Source organism: Lysobacter sp. TAF61, assembly GCF_052113485.1.
Lineage (GTDB): Bacteria > Pseudomonadota > Gammaproteobacteria > Xanthomonadales > Xanthomonadaceae > Lysobacter_J.
Window position 1 is genome coordinate 222,422 of the sequence record NZ_JBFRDH010000005.1, and the last position, 16,999, is coordinate 239,420.

18 protein-coding genes are annotated in these 16,999 nt (G+C 67.0%); 7 read left to right on the forward strand and 11 right to left on the reverse strand.

Annotated features, from left to right (window positions below):
• Positions 1-66 precede the first annotated feature (66 nt).
• Complete coding sequence (gene hppD, locus AB4Y64_RS13040) at positions 67-1,161, reverse strand: 4-hydroxyphenylpyruvate dioxygenase (protein WP_441816883.1); 1,095 nt, start codon at positions 1,159-1,161, stop codon at positions 67-69.
• 102 nt (positions 1,162-1,263) lie between these two features.
• On the opposite strand from hppD, the gene AB4Y64_RS13045 reads away from it, so the two are divergent.
• Complete coding sequence (locus AB4Y64_RS13045; protein ID WP_441816884.1) at positions 1,264-1,776, forward strand: MarR family winged helix-turn-helix transcriptional regulator; 513 nt, start codon at positions 1,264-1,266, stop codon at positions 1,774-1,776.
• 243 nt (positions 1,777-2,019) lie between these two features.
• On the opposite strand, the gene AB4Y64_RS13050 is transcribed toward AB4Y64_RS13045, so the two are convergent.
• From AB4Y64_RS13050 to AB4Y64_RS13060, 3 genes are all read right to left on the reverse strand, one after another.
• Entirely contained in the window at positions 2,020-3,528 is a 1,509-nt protein-coding gene (locus AB4Y64_RS13050; protein WP_441816885.1) for a M14 family metallopeptidase, read from the reverse strand.
• 137 nt (positions 3,529-3,665) lie between these two features.
• Positions 3,666-5,210, reverse strand: coding sequence for a peptide MFS transporter (locus tag AB4Y64_RS13055; RefSeq protein ID WP_441816886.1), 1,545 nt, complete (start codon positions 5,208-5,210; stop codon positions 3,666-3,668).
• 210 nt (positions 5,211-5,420) lie between these two features.
• Positions 5,421-6,302, reverse strand: coding sequence for a tryptophan 2,3-dioxygenase (locus AB4Y64_RS13060; protein ID WP_441816887.1), 882 nt, complete (start codon positions 6,300-6,302; stop codon positions 5,421-5,423).
• A gap of 361 nt (positions 6,303-6,663) precedes the next feature.
• Here AB4Y64_RS13060 and pdhA point away from each other — a divergent pair, with 361 nt between their 5' ends.
• The 5 genes from pdhA (at position 6,664) to AB4Y64_RS13085 (ending at position 11,057) form a co-directional block, all read left to right on the forward strand.
• The gene (gene pdhA, locus AB4Y64_RS13065; protein WP_441816888.1) at positions 6,664-7,734 is read left to right on the forward strand and encodes a pyruvate dehydrogenase (acetyl-transferring) E1 component subunit alpha; all 1,071 of its coding nucleotides are present in this window, start codon (positions 6,664-6,666) and stop codon (positions 7,732-7,734) included.
• Positions 7,734-8,786 carry an alpha-ketoacid dehydrogenase subunit beta gene (locus tag AB4Y64_RS13070; protein ID WP_441816889.1) on the forward strand — a complete coding sequence of 351 codons (1,053 nt, stop codon included), beginning with the start codon at positions 7,734-7,736 and terminating at the stop codon, positions 8,784-8,786. The genes pdhA and AB4Y64_RS13070 overlap by 1 nt, the downstream gene beginning before the upstream one ends.
• Before the next feature lie 15 nt (positions 8,787-8,801).
• Positions 8,802-9,164, forward strand: coding sequence for an SH3 domain-containing protein (locus AB4Y64_RS13075; RefSeq protein ID WP_441816890.1), 363 nt, complete (start codon positions 8,802-8,804; stop codon positions 9,162-9,164).
• Positions 9,165-9,289: 125 nt separating this feature from the next.
• The gene (locus tag AB4Y64_RS13080; protein ID WP_441816891.1) at positions 9,290-10,660 is read left to right on the forward strand and encodes a dihydrolipoamide acetyltransferase family protein; all 1,371 of its coding nucleotides are present in this window, start codon (positions 9,290-9,292) and stop codon (positions 10,658-10,660) included.
• Positions 10,661-10,670: 10 nt separating this feature from the next.
• The gene (locus AB4Y64_RS13085; protein ID WP_441816892.1) at positions 10,671-11,057 is read left to right on the forward strand and encodes a VOC family protein; all 387 of its coding nucleotides are present in this window, start codon (positions 10,671-10,673) and stop codon (positions 11,055-11,057) included.
• Positions 11,058-11,061: 4 nt separating this feature from the next.
• On the opposite strand, the gene AB4Y64_RS13090 is transcribed toward AB4Y64_RS13085, so the two are convergent.
• The 4 genes from AB4Y64_RS13090 to AB4Y64_RS13105 all read right to left on the reverse strand — a co-directional run bounded on the left by AB4Y64_RS13090 (position 11,062) and on the right by AB4Y64_RS13105 (position 14,890).
• Positions 11,062-12,165 (reverse strand): GGDEF domain-containing protein, encoded by a 1,104-nt coding sequence (locus tag AB4Y64_RS13090; protein WP_441816893.1) that lies wholly within the window; start codon positions 12,163-12,165, stop codon positions 11,062-11,064.
• A gap of 130 nt (positions 12,166-12,295) precedes the next feature.
• Positions 12,296-13,231, reverse strand: a complete 936-nt coding sequence (locus tag AB4Y64_RS13095; RefSeq protein ID WP_441816894.1) for an MBL fold metallo-hydrolase — start codon at positions 13,229-13,231, stop codon at positions 12,296-12,298.
• A gap of 10 nt (positions 13,232-13,241) precedes the next feature.
• Positions 13,242-13,553 (reverse strand): hypothetical protein, encoded by a 312-nt coding sequence (locus AB4Y64_RS13100; RefSeq protein WP_441816895.1) that lies wholly within the window; start codon positions 13,551-13,553, stop codon positions 13,242-13,244.
• On the reverse strand, positions 13,550-14,890 hold the full coding sequence (locus AB4Y64_RS13105; RefSeq protein ID WP_441816896.1) for a tryptophan--tRNA ligase: 1,341 nt from the start codon (positions 14,888-14,890) through the stop codon (positions 13,550-13,552). Before AB4Y64_RS13105 ends, AB4Y64_RS13100 begins: the two co-directional genes overlap by 4 nt.
• Before the next feature lie 96 nt (positions 14,891-14,986).
• Here AB4Y64_RS13105 and AB4Y64_RS13110 point away from each other — a divergent pair, with 96 nt between their 5' ends.
• Complete coding sequence (locus AB4Y64_RS13110) at positions 14,987-15,793, forward strand: hypothetical protein (protein ID WP_441816897.1); 807 nt, start codon at positions 14,987-14,989, stop codon at positions 15,791-15,793.
• A 131-nt stretch (positions 15,794-15,924) separates the two neighbouring features.
• Here the strand turns inward: AB4Y64_RS13110 and AB4Y64_RS13115 are convergent, their stop codons facing one another.
• The 3 genes from AB4Y64_RS13115 to AB4Y64_RS13125 form a co-directional block, all read right to left on the reverse strand.
• A complete protein-coding gene (locus tag AB4Y64_RS13115; RefSeq protein ID WP_200606993.1) occupies positions 15,925-16,125 on the reverse strand; it encodes a CsbD family protein in 201 nt (66 codons plus the stop codon).
• A 236-nt stretch (positions 16,126-16,361) separates the two neighbouring features.
• Positions 16,362-16,514, reverse strand: coding sequence for an entericidin A/B family lipoprotein (locus AB4Y64_RS13120; protein ID WP_441816898.1), 153 nt, complete (start codon positions 16,512-16,514; stop codon positions 16,362-16,364).
• 237 nt (positions 16,515-16,751) lie between these two features.
• Complete coding sequence (locus tag AB4Y64_RS13125) at positions 16,752-16,886, reverse strand: entericidin A/B family lipoprotein (protein WP_158733936.1); 135 nt, start codon at positions 16,884-16,886, stop codon at positions 16,752-16,754.
• Between the last annotated feature and the right edge of the window lie 113 nt (positions 16,887-16,999).

Below are 16,999 nucleotides of genomic sequence, written 5' to 3' on the forward strand. Positions count from 1 at the left end.
GCGTCGCTTTGTTGAAGCCCCTCCCCCGCTCGCGGGAAAGGGGTTGGGTGAGGGCTGGTGTGGACCTTACAGCACGCCGCGGCGCATCTGGTCGCGCTCGATGCTCTCGAACAGCGCCTGGAAGTTGCCCTCGCCGAAGCCTTCGTTGCCCTTGCGCTGGATGATCTCGAAGAAGATCGGGCCGATCGCGTTCTGGGTGAAGATCTGCAGCAGCTTGCGCTGGTGGGTTTCCTTGTCGGCGTCGATGAGGATCTTGTTGCGCGCCAGGCGCGGCACGTCTTCACCGTGGTTGGGCACGCGCTGGTCGATCACGTCGAAGTAGGTCTCGGGCGTGTCGAGGAACTCCACGCCCTGGGCGCGCATCGCTTCGACCGTGTCGTAGATGTTGTCGGTGAAGCAGGCGATGTGCTGGATGCCCTCGCCCTTGTAGGCGTCGAGGTACTCATTGATCTGCGACTTCGGATCCGACGATTCGTTGAGCGGGATGCGGACGATGCCATCCGGCGCGGTCATCGCCTTCGACACCAGGCCGGTCTTGGCGCCCTTGATGTCGAAGTAGCGGATCTCGCGGAAGTTGAACAGACGCTCGTAGTAGTCCGACCACTGCTGCATGTTGCCGAAGTACAGGTTGTGGGTCAGGTGGTCGATGAAGGTCAGGCCGAAACCCTTCGGGTCCTGCTCGGCGCCCTGCACAGGCAGGTAGTCGTCTTCGTACATCGAACCGGCGCTGCCGTAGCGGTCGACCAGGTACAGCATGCAGTCGCCGATGCCCTTCACCACCGGGGCATCGACGGCGCGGCTGTCGGCCTTGTCGGTGATCGCTTCGCCGCCGTTGCCGACGACCGCGGCGAACACGTCCGCGCCCGGCTTCTTGAAGCGGATCGCGAAGCCGCAGGCGCTCGGGCCGTGCTTGGCGGCGAAATCGGCGGCGAAGCTGTCCGGGTCCTCGTTGACCAGGAAGTTCACCCCGCCCTGGCGGTACACCGTGATCGGCCGGGTCTTGTGGTGCAGCACGGCGGTGAAGCCGAGCTTGCGGAAGTAGTCGTGCAGGAGCTCGCCCTGGCCGGCCGGGGCGGCGAATTCGACGAACTCGAAACCGTCGATGCCGAGCGGGTTCTCGAACGTGGTGACCTGCATGCCGAGGTTGGGCTGCGCATTCATGGCATTGTTCTCAGGTAGCGGCGACGTCCGCTGGGGACGGCCTGGATCGGAAGAGGCCGTTATAGTTTCAATTGAAACCATAATCAAGGCCCATTGCAGCAAATGAACGACCGCACGCCCGTTCAGCGTCCGACCCGCCCCGAGGCAGGGTCCGATCACGCCCAGCTCGACCTCGAGCATTTCCTGCCCTATCGCCTGTCGGTGCTGAGCAACCGCGTCAGCGGCACGATCGCGCGCATCTACACCGAGCGCTTCGCCCTGAGCATTACCGAGTGGCGGGTCATGGCCGTGCTGGGGCGCTACCCGGACCTGTCGGCCAACGAGGTCGCCCAGCGAACGGCGATGGACAAGGTCGCCGTCAGCCGCGCGGTGGCGCGCTTGCTCGATGCCGGCCGGCTGCAGCGCGAAATCCACGGCGACGACCGCCGCCGCTCGGTGCTGCGCCTGTCCGAAGCGGGCTATGGGATCTACGACGAGGTCGCGCCGCTGGCGCTGCAGTTCGAGCGCCGCCTGTTGCAGGGCATCGACGATACCGAGCGGGCGTTGCTGTTCCGGTTGCTGGATCGTCTGGATGAGCTGGAGCTGCGGGCGGACTCGGAGTTGCCGGCGCCGTAGTGGCAGCGCCTGGCTGGCCACCCCACACCCCCGTTCGAATCGCCTCGCTGGCCATTCCACAACTCCGTTCGCCCTGAGCGTAGCGCCGCAGGCGCGAAGTCGAAGGGCAGCCTGACGCGTGTGATACGCGGTGGATCCTTCGACTCCGGCGCTCCGCACCTACGCTCAGGACGAACGGTGGTGGGGGCTGCGTTCAGGACGAACGGTGGCGGGGGCTGCGCACAATGCTAACGGTGATTCGACTCACCCGTGCTCGATCGCAATCACCCGCCACGCCGGAAACTCGCTGCCCACTTCCGGCGTCCCGATCCAGCCGCAAGCCAGCAACCCGTCATCGCTCCCGGCCTCGCACAGATACACCGCGACCGCACCGCGCTGTTGCTCGGTGCGAACGATCGCCCACCCCTGGGGCAGCGGTCGCTTCTCGCGCTTGTATTCCACCGCCAGGAATGGCGTTGCATCGGCCTCCAGTATCTCGCGCCCCGCCGATGATTCATGCGCGGTCACCGTGGCGATTTCCGCATCGAGCTGAGGCGGCACCGGTGCCCGCTCGATCACCAGTCCGTGGCCTTCCAGACGCGCTGCGATGTCGCCCGGCACCGCGTACGCCAGCGGCCTGCGCACCACCTGCTCGCCGACGAAGCGGCCGATATAGGGCACCTTCACACTGATCGGCTCGCCTTCCAGCATGTACGGCGCACGCGTGAGCACTTCGACTTCGACGTCCTCGAACGGCTCCAGGCGATAGCGCACCGCGATCTCGTCCGGCGGCATCTCGCAGTTGTCGAGCAGCTGCACGATCTGCGCCCCGTTCTCCGCCACGTAGGCCAGGGTCTCGCGAACGAAACCATAAGTGGTCAGCACCCGCTGTTCGAAACTGATGTAGGCGTAGGTTTCCAGCAGCAGGTCGAGGCGGTTGCACAGGCCGCGGTAATTGCCGCCGAAGCGCGGGTGGTGGGTATAGGTGATCCAGCCGCTGCCCTCGCCGCCTTCGTCGCGCAGGAAGTTGCCGTAGTAGAAGGTGTCGCGGCCGTCGTTCTCCTTCACCGCCGCGGTCACCGCCGGCAAGAGGTGCTGGCGCATGTACTCGATCGGCTCGCTGCGCCCGCTCAGGCTCGTGTGCGGAATGTCGTAGGTGAGATCGAAGCGGTGGATCGAGCCGTTGGTGGCGTGGCAGTCGATGCTCAGGTGCGGGTTCCACGGATGCATCACGCGCGTCTGCAGCAGGCGCATCTCCGCCGCATCCTGGCGCATGTAGTCGCGGTTGAGGTTGATGCCGGCGGCATTCACGCGCGTGCCGACGCCGCTGTCCGGGCCGAGCTGGCCGGTGAAGTGGGCGATGTCGAGCCGGCGGTTCTCCGGGTCGATGCGTTCGTTGCCGTCGGCGTTGAACAGCGGCACCAGCAATAGCGTGATGCGCGCGAGCACGTCGCCATGGGCGCCGTGGAGCAGATCGCGCACGTACATCAGCCCGGCCTCCTTGCCCTCGACTTCGCCGGCATGGATGCCGCACATCACCAGCACTACCGGCAGGCCGAGCTGTCTGGCCTGTTCCGGCGTGGTGACGCCGGTCGCCGACAGCACCAGCAGCGGCAAGGCGCGAGCTTCCGGTGTCTGGCCGAAGTCGGTGACATGCAGGCGCGGGTCGTTGCGCGCAGCCAGCGCGTCGATGAAAGCCATGACGTCGGCGTGGCGCGACGTGTAGGTGTAGTCGCTGCTTTCGGCGCGGGTCAGCGGGGACGGCTGCGGCATGTCGGGGGTCCGGCGGAGCGAAGGGCCCTACCTTACGCGGGTGCAGTTCAATGGTCCGTCATGGAAGCAGGACCCGACTTCCGTCGGGATGACGCATCGGCAAAGCGGTCCGCGTGGAGCGCGGACCGGCCGATGCGTCACTTCACTCCATGCATCAGCTTCTGCACCAGCGGTGCGATCAGGAACAGCAGCACGCCGGCGCCGAGCAGCGCCCAGAAGCCGAAGGTGTAACCGCTCAGGGCCGAGGCCTTGGTCATGCCGCCTTCGCCGCTGACCACGCCGGCGAAGATGCCCGACAGGTTGTTGCCGATGCCGGTCGAGAGGAACCAGCCGCCCATGCCGAAGCCGACCAGGCGCAGCGGTGCCAGCTTGGTCACCATCGACAGGCCGATCGGCGACAGGCACAGCTCGCCGATCGACTGGATCCAGTACACGGCGAACAGCGTCCAGAACGGGATCAGGCCGGCGGCCGTGACCAGCTTCGACAGCGCGACCATCAGCAGCAGGAATGCCAGGCCATTGAAGATCAGGCCCAGGCCGAACTTGCGCGGGATCGACGGGTTGGCGCGGCCGAGCTTCACCCAGATCCAGGCGATCAGCGGCGCCATGGTGATGATCGCCACCGAGTTGACGCTCTGGAACCAGGCGGTCGGGAAGACGCGCTCGCCGCTCATCGAGTACACGATGTCGGCCAGGCCGCCGCTGAAGATGTCGCGGTCGACGATCTTGTCGGCAAGGAAGGTGAAGGAACTGCCCGCCTGCTCGAAGAACATCCAGAACAGGATGTTGAAGGTGAAGATGATCAGCATCGCGATGCAGCGGTCGCGCTGGACGGCGCCTTCACGGAAGGCCTCCACCAGCAGCATGCCGCACAGGCCCAGGAACATCACGGTGAGCACGCCCTGCAGCGCGCCGGCGCCCATGGCCAGCAGGAAGTACACGACCGGGATGGCGAACAGTGCGCCGATCAGCACGTACAGGACCTTGCGCTTGTCCTCGCCGTTCACCGGCGGGCGGCCGATGCCTTCCAGGCCACGACGACCGAACCAGAACCACACCAGGCTGATCAGCATGCCCACGCCGGCGGCCATGAACACGACCTTGTAGGCCGGCATGGTGTCGGTGCCGAAGATCTTGCGCGCCAGGTACTGGGTCAGCAGCGGCGCCAGCATCGCGCCCAGGTTGATGCCCATGTAGAAGATGGTGAAGCCCGAGTCGCGGCGTTCGTCGGTGGGGCTGTAGAGCTTGCCCACCATCGTGGAGATGTTCGGCTTGAACAGGCCGTTGCCGACCACGATCGTGGCCAGGCCGAGCTTGAAGATCGCCTCGTTTGGCAGGGCGATCATGAAAAGGCCCGCGGCCATGATCACCGCGCCGAGCAGGATCGACCGCTGGTAGCCCAGGACCCGGTCGGCGATGTAGCCGCCAAAGATGGCCGCGGCGTACACCAGCGCCAGGTAGGCGCCGTAGACGCGGTTGGCCGGGGCTTCACCCGTGGCATCGCCACCGTAGAACTGGGCGACGATGTACAGCACCAGTGCCCAGCGGATGCCGTAGAACGCGAAGCGCTCCCAGAACTCCGTCATGAAGAGCATCCACAGCGGCTTGGGGTGGCCCAAGGTCTGCTTGAACGGCGGAATGGGCGCGGCCTGGCCGGCCGTAGGTGTAGCGGTTCCGCTCATGCGGTGTCCCCTGTGGATCGATACTGAATGGACGAATACAGAATGGAGCAGCCCGCGCCGGCTGGCGCGGGACCGGGGAGATTTACCGGCTGAGGGGGGTCACGTCAAACCTGTGTGAAATCTGGCAGGAACGTGCTGCAGCGCACCATTAAACCTGAATAGCGGTAGCAGTTTGCGGCAGGCGGCTTGGCGCCTCCGCAGCGTTCGACCTCAGGCCGGCGGAGCACCGTAGCTGCTGCCGCCGCCGATCATCGTGCGCACGTCGAACAGTTCCGGGAAGAAGGTCAGCTCCAGCGCCTGCTTGAGGAACCCCACTCCGCTGGAACCGCCGGTGCCGCGCTTGAAGCCGATGATGCGCATCACCGTGCGCATGTGGCGGAAGCGCCACAGCTGGAACTGGCTCTCCAGGTCGACCAGGTCCTCGCACAGGTGGTAGGCCTGCCAGTCGGCATCGGTATCTTCGTAGATGCGCTCGAACACCGGCAGCAGCTCCGGGTCGGCCACGTGCGCGTGCGACCAGTCGCGCTCCAGGTGTCGCGCCGGCACCGCGTGACCGTGGCGGGCCAGGTAGCGCAGCGCCTCGTCGTACAGGCTCGGCGCTTCCAGCACTTCGCGCAGGCTGGCCTCGGCCTTGGCGTCGTGGGCGAACACCTTGAGCATCGCCGCGTTCTTGTTGCCCAGCAGGAATTCGATGGTGCGGTACTGCAGCGACTGGAACCCCGAGGACGGACCGAGGATCTCGCGGAACTCCATGTACTCCGACGGCGTCAGCGTCTCCAGCACCGACCACATCTCGGTCAGCTGGCGCAGGATGTTCTTGCAGCGCGAGAAGATCTTCTGGCATTCGCCGAGGCGGTCGGCGCGAAGGTGCGCGATGGCGGCCTTGAGCTCGTGGATCATCAGCTTCATCCACAGCTCGGCGACCTGGTGCTGGACGATGAACAGCAGCTCGTCATGGTGCGGCGGATTGGACAGGCGTTGCTGTGCCGACAGCAGCGTGTCCAGCTGCAGGTAGCCCGAATAGCTCATACGCCCGGACAGGTCGGTATGGATGCCGGATTCCAGTTCGCGCTCGTTCTTTTCGACCGTCATTGCAGGCTCGTTGTGGCCGGAGCTGATGCCGGCTGAGGGGTCAAAAGGGTACCTCATCGGCGCCGCCCGCCCCTTCGGCACGAGCCGCCGTACCCCGCCGTCCGGGAACGTCGGGCGGCGTCGCATACCCGTTTTCCAGCAAAGTTTCATGCCGCAGCGCGCAACGGCCCTTAACACCGCGTTGGTTATGATCTTTGCGAAAGCGCGTCGGCCAGGCCTGTGTTCGGGGCCACCCAGACGCCGCGGAGCCAGGCCCGGTGCGTCTTCCGGGCCCAGCCACCCGATGCGGTGATGCGCCGGCACTGGATCCGGAACGCGGCCGATTCGGACTCCCAGCCACACATCCTCCAGGACCTCCGCGATGACGGTCGCCGCGACCTTCGAAATCGAATACCTGCAATACCTCGGCCCGGACGGCACGCTGGTGGCGGAGCTTCCGCCCGCCTTCCGCGACGCCAAGGCACTGCTGCCGCTGTTCAAGCAGATGCTGTTCGTGCGTACCTTCGACACCAAGGCCATTGCCCTGCAGCGCACCGGCAAGCTTGGCACCTACGCCAGTTGCCTGGGCCACGAAGCCACCCATATCGGCATCGGCGCCTCCATGCAGCCCGACGACGTGTTCGCACCGAGCTACCGCGAGTACGGCGCGCAGTTCATGCGCGGCGTGCTGCCGCGCGAAGTGCTGCTGTACTGGGGCGGCGACGAACGCGGCAACGACTTTTCGGGCCCGAAGAAAGACTTCTCCTGGTGCGTGCCGATCTCCACGCAATGCCTGCATGCCGCCGGCGCCGCGCTGGCGTTCAAGCTGCGCAAGCAGAAGCAGCTGGCCGTGGCCTGCTGTGGCGATGGTGGTTCCTCGAAGACCGACTTCTATGCCGCGCTCAACTCCGCCGGCGCCTACCAGCTGCCGCTGGTGCTGTGCGTGATCAACAACGGCTGGGCGATCTCGGTGCCGCGCTCGGCGCAGACCGGCGCCCAGACGCTCGCGCAGAAGGGCCTGGCCGGTGGCCTGCACTGCCTGCAGGTGGACGGAAACGACATCATCGCCGTGATGGAAGGCATGCGCCGCGCCAGCGAGCGCGCCCGCAGCGGCGAAGGCGGAAGCGTGATCGAGTTCATGACCTACCGCCTGCACGACCACACCACCGCTGACGACGCCCGCCGCTACCGCAACGACGACGAGGTCAAGTCGGCGTGGACGCGCGAGCCGATCACGCGCCTGCGCACCTGGCTGACCGCGCAGGGCCTGTGGAGCGAGGCCGAGGAGAAGGCCTGGGCCGAGGAATGCGGCAAGCGCGTCGACGTCGAGATCAACGCCTACCTGGAAACGCCGGTGCAGCCGGTCGAGGCGATGTTCGATTACCTCTATGCCGACATGCCGCCCGACGTCGCCGCACAGCGCGCGTACGCGCTGGCGCAGGAGGGTCGCTGATGAGCGTCGAGGACCCCATCAAGAGCGGCGCAACCAAGGGGACGACTGCCATGGCCAAGGCTCCGGCAACGCCAACCGCGATCACCCTGATCGAGGCGATCACCCAGGCACTGGCCTACGAGATGCGCGCCGACGACACCGTGCTGGTGCTGGGCGAGGACGTCGGCGTCAATGGCGGTGTGTTCCGCGCCACCGCCGGCCTGCAGCAGCAGTTCGGCCCGGAGCGCGTGCTCGACACGCCGCTCGACGAAACCACCATTGCCGGCCTCACCGTCGGCCTCGCCGCACAGGGCATGAAACCGGTGGCCGAGTCGCAGTTCGACGGCTTCGTCTACCCGATGGTCGACCACATCATCTGCCACGCCGCGCGCTTCCGTTACCGCACCCGCGGCCGCCTGACCTGCCCGATGGTGCTGCGCGTGCCGTGGGGCGGTGGCATCCGCGCGCCAGAGCACCACAGCGAAGCCAACGAATCGATCTTCACCAACGTACCGGGGCTGCGGGTGGTCATGCCGTCGTCGCCGGCGCGTGCCTACGGCCTGCTGCTTGCCGCTATCCGCGAACCGGATCCGGTGATCTTCATGGAGCCCAAGCGCATCTATCGCCAGTACAAGGAAGTGGTGCCCGACGACGGCGAGGCCTTGCCGCTGGACGTGTGCTACGTGCTGCGTGACGGCACCGACGTGACCCTGGTGACCTGGGGCGCGCAGGTGAAGGAGACGCTCGAGGCCGCCGAGAAGCTGGCCGCGCAGGGCATAAGCGCCGAGGTCATCGACGTTGCCACGCTGCGACCGCTCGACTTCGCCACCATCGCCGAATCGGTCAGCCGCACCGGTCGCTGTGTGATCGTGCACGAAGCACCGAAGACCGCCGGTTTCGGCGCCGAGATCGCCGCGCGCCTGGCCGAGGAGTCGATGTTCGACCTGGTCGCTCCGGTCGAGCGCGTCACCGGCTACGACACGCACATTCCGCTGTTCCGCCTGGAAATGAAGTACCTGCCCAGCGTCGAGCGGATCGTGGCCGCGGCCAAGCGCACCGTCGCGGCCAGCTGAGGACACGGGTCGAGCATGCGCCACGCCCGCGTCGTCGTCGCCCATCGCGCACCGGATCGCCCGGCGATCCGGATCGCACGCGGTGAGGCGGTGACGCTGGGCGAACGCGACCGCGACTGGCCGCAATTCGTCTGGACCACGATCGCCGAAGGCCATGGCGGCTGGGTGCCGGTGGCCCTGTTCGACAACGAGCAGGGCACGGCCAACGCGCTGTCGGACTACGACACGCGCGAGCTCGACGCCCAGGCCGACGAGATCGTCACCCTGCACTACGAACTGGCGCAGTGGTGGTGGGCCGAGAACGCCCTCGGCCGCCAGGGCTGGATCCCGGCGCGGGCGCTGGAAGTGCTCGACGACGACGAAGGCGAAGACGCATGAACGACGCCGGCGAACCGACCGCGCGCAACAATGTATGGATCCGGGAATTCCGACGTGACGCGGTCCGCCGCGTTGCCACCCGACATTGCCTCACCCAAGTGACAAGACATTAGGGACGACACCGTATGAGCAAGAAGACCTTCTTCCTTCCCGACCTCGGCGAGGGCCTGCCCGACGCGACCATCGTCGAGTGGTTCGTGAAGGAAGGCGACACGATCCGCCTCGACGACAACCTGGTGTCGATGGAGACCGCCAAGGCCGTGGTCGAGGTGCCTTCGCCGGTGTCGGGCAAGGTGATCAGGCTCGCCGGTGGCCCGGGCGACGTGATCATCACCGGCAAGATGCTGGCCGAATTCGAGATCGATCCGTCGATGCCGCAGCGTGCCGAGGGCCAGGACACCGGCCACCACCACGGCGCCGGCAGCCACGCCCCTGATGACGGCGACAAGGTGGTCGCCTCCGACGATGGCGGCACGATCAGCACCGGCGAAGCCGCACCACAGGCCGAGAGCAAGCGCGACGACGCCGGCACCGTGGTTGGCGCCATGCAGAGTTCCGACGCGGTCCGCAGCGAACAGGCCATCGCCGTCGGTGGGGTCAAGGCGATGCCGGCCGTGCGCGCACTGGCGCGCAAGCTCGGCGTCGACCTCACCCGCGTGCGCGCCACCGGCGCCGACAGCGTGGTGACCATGGACGACGTCAAGCGTGCTGCAGCCGATGGTCCGGCCGCTCCGCTCCGCTCTCCCGCTGGCCCTCACCCCAGCCCTCTCCCGCAGGCGGGAGAGGGTGCACCTGCCCGCAGCACCCTGTCCCAGGCCGGCAAGCCGGTCCGCACGCAGCCGCCGGGCGTGAGCGCCAGCGGCCAGCCCGAGCAGCTCAAGGGCGTGCGCCGCAACATGGCGCGGGTGATGGCCGATGCGCACGCCAAGGTCGTCCCGACCACGCTGTGCGACGACGCCGACCTGCACGCCTGGATCGGCAAGCAGGACATCACCGCGCGCCTGGTGCGGGCGATGGTCGCCGCCTGCAAGGCCGTGCCGGCCCTCAACGCCTGGTTCGATGGCGACAACCTCAGCCGCACCCTGCACCCGCACGTCGACATCGGCATCGCGGTCGACACCGACGACGGCCTGTTCGTGCCGGCGCTGCGCAATGCCGACATGCTCGATGGCGCCAGCGTGCGCATGGCGATCCAGCGCCTGCGCGCCCAGGTCGAGGAGCGTTCGCTGCCGGCCAGCGAGCTCAGCGGCTACACGATCTCGCTGTCCAACTTCGGCATGTTCGCCGGCCGTTACGCGACCCCGGTGGTCGTGCCGCCGTGCGTGGCGATCGTCGGTGCCGGCAAACTCAGCCACGACGTGGTCGCGGTGATCGGCGGCATCGAAGTGCACCGCCGCATGCCGATCTCCCTGACCTTCGACCACCGCGCCTGCACCGGCGGCGAAGCCGCGCGCTTCCTCAAGGCGCTGCTGGACGACATGGCCCTTCCCAACTAAGGAAACATCCGTGGCCCATCGCAGTCGCCTTGCCGGCTTCATCATCGATTGCCAGACCGACGACCTCGCTCCCGCGGCGAGGTTCTGGTGCGAGGCGCTGGGCGCCAGCATCGCCGATCCGGATGCTGGTGACGTGCCTGGCACCTACGTCCAGTTCGGCGACACGCGCGACGGGATGCATATCGAAGTGCAGAAGGTCGACCATGCCTCGCGCGTGCACCTGGACATCGAATCGGACGATATCGACGCCGAGGCCGCGCGCCTGGAAAAGCTCGGCGCGAAGAAGATCGCCTTCGTCAAACGCTGGTGGGTGATGGAAGCCCCAACCGGGCAACGCTTCTGCGTGGTGAAGATGCATCACCCCGAGATCGGCATGACGCCGACCACGTGGGAATGAGCCTTCAGATGCCGTGCAGCTGCGTGTCGTCGGCGACCACGCAATTGCGGCCGCGGGCCTTGGCACGGTAGAGCGCCTGGTCGGCGCGATCGAACACCTGCTCGGACCAGTCCCGCGTCGGCTCGCCGGCGGCCATGCCGATCGACACCGTCAACGCAAACGGCAGCGCCGCCTGCGACAGGCGCAGGCGGATGCGCTCGGCCACCTGCGACGCGCTTTCCAGGCGTGTGTCCGGCAGCAGGATCAGGAACTCCTCGCCGCCGTAGCGAACGGCCACGTCGCCGTGGCGGATCGACGCCGCCACGGCATCGGCGACGGCGCGCAGCGCGCGATCGCCCAACAGATGGCCATGGCGATCGTTGACGTCCTTGAAGTGATCGACGTCGAGCAGCATCAGCGTGTAAGGCGACTTCTGCAGCTGCAGCATCGCCTCCGGATTGTCGCGCAGCTGCGCGAGCGCGGCGCGGTTGAGCAGGCCGGTCAGTGCGTCGTGGGTGGCGCTGTGCTGGAGCTGGTCATTGCGGCGCTGCAGGTCGGCACGGGCGTCTTCGAGACGTTGCGCGAACGCTTCGCGCTCGGACAGCAGCCGGCGCTGCTCCAGCGCATAGCGCCGCAGCTCGAGCAGGTGCTGGGTCTGGCGGGCGAGCACTTCCAGGCCTTCGCGTTGCGCACGGGTCAGGCGACGCGGGCGCGTGTCGAGTACGCAGACGGTGCCGATGGCGTGGCCATCCGGACTCAGCAACGGCGCGCCGGCATAGAAGCGGAGCGGCGCATTGCCGATGCGCAGGTTCGGGCGCGGGTATGCGGTCTGCGCGGCCAGATCCTCGATCACCAGCGTGCGGTCGGGCATCTCTATTGCGCGATCGCAGATCGCTTCATGGCGAGGCGTCTGCCTGGCGTCGAGACCGATCTGCGCCTTGAACCATTGGCGGTCGTGATCGATCAGCGATATCGCCGCGGCGGGCACGTCGCACAGGGTCACGGCCAGGCGCACGATGTCGTCGTAGGCCTGCTCCGGCACCGTGTCCACGACTGCATAGGCATCCAGCGCCGCCTGGCGCGGAGCTTCGTCTGGCAGTGGCGGAGGGAGGGCTCGGACGGCGGACATCAGGGCGGTGCTGAAAGGCGGCTCAGGCTACTCCCCCGCGGCCGCCGGACCTGTGACGCAGGCCACAGCTGCATGGATCCGACGCGGCCGTTAAGCCATTCAGCTGAACGCCGTGATTTCTGAACAGGGATCAGGCCGTATCGCGGTCGAGCCACACTTCCAAGCCCTGGGCGTTCAGCTCGATGTCGATCTCCAGCAGCCGCGCCACTTCGGCCGCTGCCAGGGGTGCACCGTGGGCTTGGGCGCGTTCGACATAGAGATCCGTCAGCGCTGCGACCAGTCGCGCGTGACGGTCGTCATGGCCGTCTGCAGCGCGCGCCAGTGCGACCATCGCGTCGATCTGCGCGATCAGATCCCCGGCCAGTCGCGCGACATCGCCCACGCGTCCGTAGTGGGTGAGATGCATCGCGTCGGGCATCTTCGCCAGCATCCTGCGGATCGATGCCTTCAACGGCTCGGGCTCGAACTGCACCGGCGAGGTCGTCGGGATCACGAACGGCGCGCCCAGCGCATTGTCGAACTCGCGGTACGACAGGCCGAACGTGTCGCCGGTGAACCAGCTGCGACTGCGCTCATCCCACACGCACAAATGATGGCGCGCATGTCCGGGCGTGTCGATGCACAGCAGCGCACGTCCGGCCAGCTCGATCACGTCGCCGTCGGCCAGCACGCGCACGCGCGCGGCCGCGACCGGGACGATGTCGCCATAGCTGCGCGCGATCTCCTCTTCGCCATAGACCGCGGTCGCGCCTGCGACCAGCCGCGTCGGATCGATCATGTGTGGCGCGCCACGCGGATGCACGGCGAGCGTCGCATTGGGCAGCTCGCGCATCAGCGCACCCGCGCCGCCGGCGTGATCCAGGTGCACATGGGTCAGGATCAGCCAGTCGACGTCGGACGGCGTCAGTCCCTGCCCTTCCAGCGCCGCCAGCATCGCCGGGATCGAATGCTGCGTGCCGCAATCGATGAAGGCGCCGCGACCGTTCTCCACCAGCAGATAGGCCGCGTCGAAGGCCGGCCGCTGGAAGCCGGTGTCGATGGTGACGATGCCGCTGTTGCCACTCATGCAATGGCACTCATCGCGTGCGCCGAAACCACACGTTGCGCACGACGAAGGCAACCGTCAGCACCGCCAGGAACACGCCATAGCCCAGCGCCGTGGCGAGGATCTGCTGCCACATCCGCCCATAGACCGGGTCGGCGTGGTCATGCGACCAGTAGATGCTGAGCAGGAAAGCGGTCACCGCCAGCAGCAGGGCAACGGTGTCGTAGAGCTTGCGCGCGGCATGCCGCGGCTGTCGCGGGAACAACCAGTAGAGCACTCCCAGGATCGCAAACCACGGCAGGAACAGGATCAGCGCCAGGTTGAGTTCGACCGCGGGATTCATGCGTCCTCGGCCACCATCTGCGCCAGCGCCTCGACCACCTCTGCCAGTTCAACGCCGTCGTGCAGGTGTCCGACCAGTTCGTCGCCCAGGTGCACCGCAGCATTGCCCGCGCCGTGGAGTGCGGCGCCGCCCTCCTGCTTCAGGCGGCCGATCAGCTGACCTGCCGTGCGCGCCGATTCGTGACCAGCGCTTTGCAGCAGCAGCCGCTCGCCATCGACCAGCTTGAAGTAGAAACGGCCGTCCTTTTCGCGGTACTGCTTGAACACCGGAAGCGAGGTCTTCAGCGCCTTCTTCGTGCCGCCATCGCTCGTCCGCGACAGGTCGCGCAGGCCGACCGCCTCGCGAAGTCGCGCCAGCGTCGGCTGCGCATAGCGCGCGCGCAGGCGGCTGGCGCCGTCGCGCAGCACTGCCTCGATTTCGGCCGGCCGCGCCATCAGGTCCTCGTACTTTTCGCGCAGCGGCGCGACTTCGCTGTCGATGCGTTCGAACAGCGCCTGCTTGGCTTCGCCCCAGCCGATGCCGTCGGCGAAGGCCTGGCGCATGGCCGTGGTTTCCTGCGCGGACGCGAACGCCTGGTAGAGCTGGAACACGTTGGAGGTGTCAGCGTCCTTGGCTTCGCCGGGCGCGCGCGAATCGGTGACGATGGAGTAGATCAACTTCTTCAGCGTGTCGCGCGCGGCGAACAACGCGATCGTGTTGTCGTAGCTCTTGCTCATCTTGCGACCGTCCAGGCCGGGCAGCGTGGCCACGTTCTCCTCGATCACCGCCTCGGGCAGGGCAAAGAACTCCTCGCCAACCGGTTCGCCGTAGAGATGGTTGAAGCGCTGGCCGAAGTCGCGTGCCATCTCTATGTGCTGGACCTGGTCGCGGCCGACCGGCACCTTGTTGGCGTTGAAGAGCAGGATGTCGGCGGCCATCAGCACCGGGTACATGAACAGTCCGGCATTGACGCCGGCGTCGTCGTCCTCGCCGATCTCCCGGTTCTTGTCGACCGACGCCTTGTACGCATGGGCGCGATTGAGGATGCCCTTGCTGGCCACGCAGGTCAGCAACCAGTTCAGCTCCTGCACTTCCGGCACGTCGCTCTGGCGATAGAACCAGACCTTGTCAGGCTCCAGGCCGCAGGCCAGCCAGCTGGCCGCGATCTCCAGCGTCGAACGCTGCACGCGCGCCGGGTCCTGCACCTTGATCAGGGCGTGGTAGTCGGCGAGGAAGTAGAAGCTCTCCACGCCGGCCTGGCGGCTGGTGGCCACGGCCGGGCGGATCGCACCGACGTAGTTGCCCAGGTGCGGAGTGCCGGAAGTGGTGATGCCGGTGAGGACGCGGGTAAGGCTCATCGAACGCTGACGCCGGGGAAAACGGCCCCACAGTGTACCCAACCCCGCAGCCGCGACTGGTCCGTTCACCCCGGCGTCCCTTCCGGAGCACCGACCATGTTGCGCACCCTGCCCTGCCTGCTTGCCAGTCTTGCCGCCTCGGCGGCCCTCGCCTTTGCCGCGCCCGTCGCCGCCACCGCGGTGGCCGGTGGCGGGCCGGTCGACCTGGCAGTGGTCGATCGCGACAGCGGCCAATGGCTTTCACCGGTCCACCATCGCGGCCAGCGCTGGATTGCCGGAACGCCCGGCCACCGCTATTCGGTGCGCCTGGCCAACACCAGCGGCCGCCGCGTGCTGGTGGTGCTGTCGGTCGACGGCGTCAACGCCATCAGCGGCGAGACCGCCCATCCCGCCCAGACCGGCTATGTGCTGGCACCGTGGCAGACGATGGAGATCGAAGGCTGGCGCAAATCGCTCCACCAGGTCGCCCAGTTCGTATTCACCGACCTGCCCGACAGTTACGCCGCGCGCACCGGCCGGCCCGACAACGTCGGCGTGATCGGCGTGGCGGTGTTCGAGGAAGCCGGCGTGGCGCTGGAGGAACGGCGTCGCGGTGAGACGCTCGACCGGCTGGAACGTGCCGATGCGGCGAAAGCCGCCGCGCCGGCGGCGCGCGAAGCCGAAGCGGCGGCGCAGTCGATCGGCACCGGTCATGGCCAGCGCGAGTGGTCGCCGGCCAGCCACACCCAATTCGTCCGCGCCACCCGCGCGCCGACGCAGGTCAGCGAACTGCGTTACGACGACTATCAGACGCTGGTCGCGCGCGGTGTGCTGCCGTCGCGACCGCGTTACCTGCCCGATTCGCGGCCGCGCGCATTCCCGCAGGGTTTCGTCGCCGATCCGCCGGACTACAGCGGTCAGTGAAACGCAAAAAGGAACCGGCCTTGCGGCCGGCCCCTGGGTTTGGCGTGGGTCTGGCGTGGCGCGCGCCGGTTGCGGCCTTCAGCCGCACCGCCCGGCACGCGCACCGCGTGCGTGGATCGACGGACTGCCAGTTAGTTCAGCGTCTTCTCGAAGTCACGCACTTCCTGCTGGGCGCGGTCGCGCTCCCAGCCATACCGTTCCTGCAGCTTGCCGGCGAGATATTCGGCATTGCCTTCGGCGACGGCGAAATCGTCATCGGTCAGGTCGCCCCAACGGGCCTGTGCCTGGCCTTTGATCTGAGTCCACTTGCCAGCAATGATGTCTTTGTTCATCACTCATCCTCGGTTCGGGTGATGCGACGCATCTGCTTAGATGCCGCACGCACAGCATCGCAATGCGTGCATTCGCACCGGGTCGCAATTGCGTTAGCCGAAGATTGATTTCAGTGAATGCGAGTTATCTTGCAACGCGCATGACGCGCGCTCGCATCGAACATTGCAAAAAAGAAAAGGCCGGATTGCTCCGGCCTTTCCTGTTTACCGATTGCGATGGCAATCGCAGCGGACGATCAGCACTTGCCGTCCTTGCAATTCGTCGCGGCATCTTCGACCTTCTCACCAGCTCCCTTCACGTCCTTGCCGGCGCCCGCCACGGTGTTGCAGGCGGTCAGGGTGCCCATCGAGAACAGGGCGAGCAGCATCAGGGCGATCAAACGCTTCATGGAAATCTCCTCAGCTAAATGGGAAGCAAGGCGCACACAATCGGGCTGCGTGCCGCGGAGCCATCTGACGTGAGGGGGTGTGAAGCCGAGGTGGACGTGAGCGAAAGATCCGACTTCCGATTCAGGGGGCAGCCATGAGGGGACAGCATGTGGCGTCAGCCTTCGGGCGCCAGACGGCACGAAGGCCGGACATGCCGGCCTTCGAGGGAACAACCGCCTGCGCGGTGCTGCGATGCCTCAGCCGCTGGCCTTGTCCTCGACCTTCTGGCCGAGCTTTTTGACGTCCTTGCCGAGGCCTTCCATGGTGTTGCAGGCGCTGAGCAGGGCGAGCGACAGAGTGGCGAGCAGGAGCATTGCGGCAAAGCGTTTCATCGGGTCCCCGGGGACGTTGGCAGTGATGGCGTAAGGATGGCATGGCGCCGCGGGCGCCGCATCCGGACGGCGGGCGGCAGCGCGGCGACGGCCGCCACAGTTCAGCCGCCGTT

Excerpts from the sequence above, each read along its gene's own strand:
- AB4Y64_RS13075 (WP_441816890.1), top strand. The coding sequence starts at position 8,802 with ATGCGCCACGCCCGCGTCGTCGTCGCCCATCGCGCACCGGATCGCCCG.
- pdhA (WP_441816888.1), top strand. The coding sequence starts at position 6,664 with ATGACGGTCGCCGCGACCTTCGAAATCGAATACCTGCAATACCTCGGC.
- AB4Y64_RS13100 (WP_441816895.1), bottom strand. The coding sequence starts at position 13,553 with ATGAATCCCGCGGTCGAACTCAACCTGGCGCTGATCCTGTTCCTGCCG.
- AB4Y64_RS13125 (WP_158733936.1), bottom strand. The coding sequence starts at position 16,886 with ATGAAACGCTTTGCCGCAATGCTCCTGCTCGCCACTCTGTCGCTCGCC.
- AB4Y64_RS13120 (WP_441816898.1), bottom strand. The coding sequence starts at position 16,514 with ATGAAGCGTTTGATCGCCCTGATGCTGCTCGCCCTGTTCTCGATGGGC.
- AB4Y64_RS13115 (WP_200606993.1), bottom strand. The coding sequence starts at position 16,125 with ATGAACAAAGACATCATTGCTGGCAAGTGGACTCAGATCAAAGGCCAG.
- AB4Y64_RS13060 (WP_441816887.1), bottom strand. The coding sequence starts at position 6,302 with ATGACGGTCGAAAAGAACGAGCGCGAACTGGAATCCGGCATCCATACC.
- AB4Y64_RS13095 (WP_441816894.1), bottom strand. The coding sequence starts at position 13,231 with ATGAGTGGCAACAGCGGCATCGTCACCATCGACACCGGCTTCCAGCGG.
- hppD (WP_441816883.1), bottom strand. The coding sequence starts at position 1,161 with ATGAATGCGCAGCCCAACCTCGGCATGCAGGTCACCACGTTCGAGAAC.
- AB4Y64_RS13050 (WP_441816885.1), bottom strand. The coding sequence starts at position 3,528 with ATGCCGCAGCCGTCCCCGCTGACCCGCGCCGAAAGCAGCGACTACACC.
- AB4Y64_RS13055 (WP_441816886.1), bottom strand. The coding sequence starts at position 5,210 with ATGAGCGGAACCGCTACACCTACGGCCGGCCAGGCCGCGCCCATTCCG.
- AB4Y64_RS13105 (WP_441816896.1), bottom strand. The coding sequence starts at position 14,890 with ATGAGCCTTACCCGCGTCCTCACCGGCATCACCACTTCCGGCACTCCG.
- AB4Y64_RS13045 (WP_441816884.1), top strand. The coding sequence starts at position 1,264 with ATGAACGACCGCACGCCCGTTCAGCGTCCGACCCGCCCCGAGGCAGGG.
- AB4Y64_RS13110 (WP_441816897.1), top strand. The coding sequence starts at position 14,987 with ATGTTGCGCACCCTGCCCTGCCTGCTTGCCAGTCTTGCCGCCTCGGCG.
- AB4Y64_RS13080 (WP_441816891.1), top strand. The coding sequence starts at position 9,290 with ATGAGCAAGAAGACCTTCTTCCTTCCCGACCTCGGCGAGGGCCTGCCC.
- AB4Y64_RS13070 (WP_441816889.1), top strand. The coding sequence starts at position 7,734 with ATGAGCGTCGAGGACCCCATCAAGAGCGGCGCAACCAAGGGGACGACT.
- AB4Y64_RS13090 (WP_441816893.1), bottom strand. The coding sequence starts at position 12,165 with ATGTCCGCCGTCCGAGCCCTCCCTCCGCCACTGCCAGACGAAGCTCCG.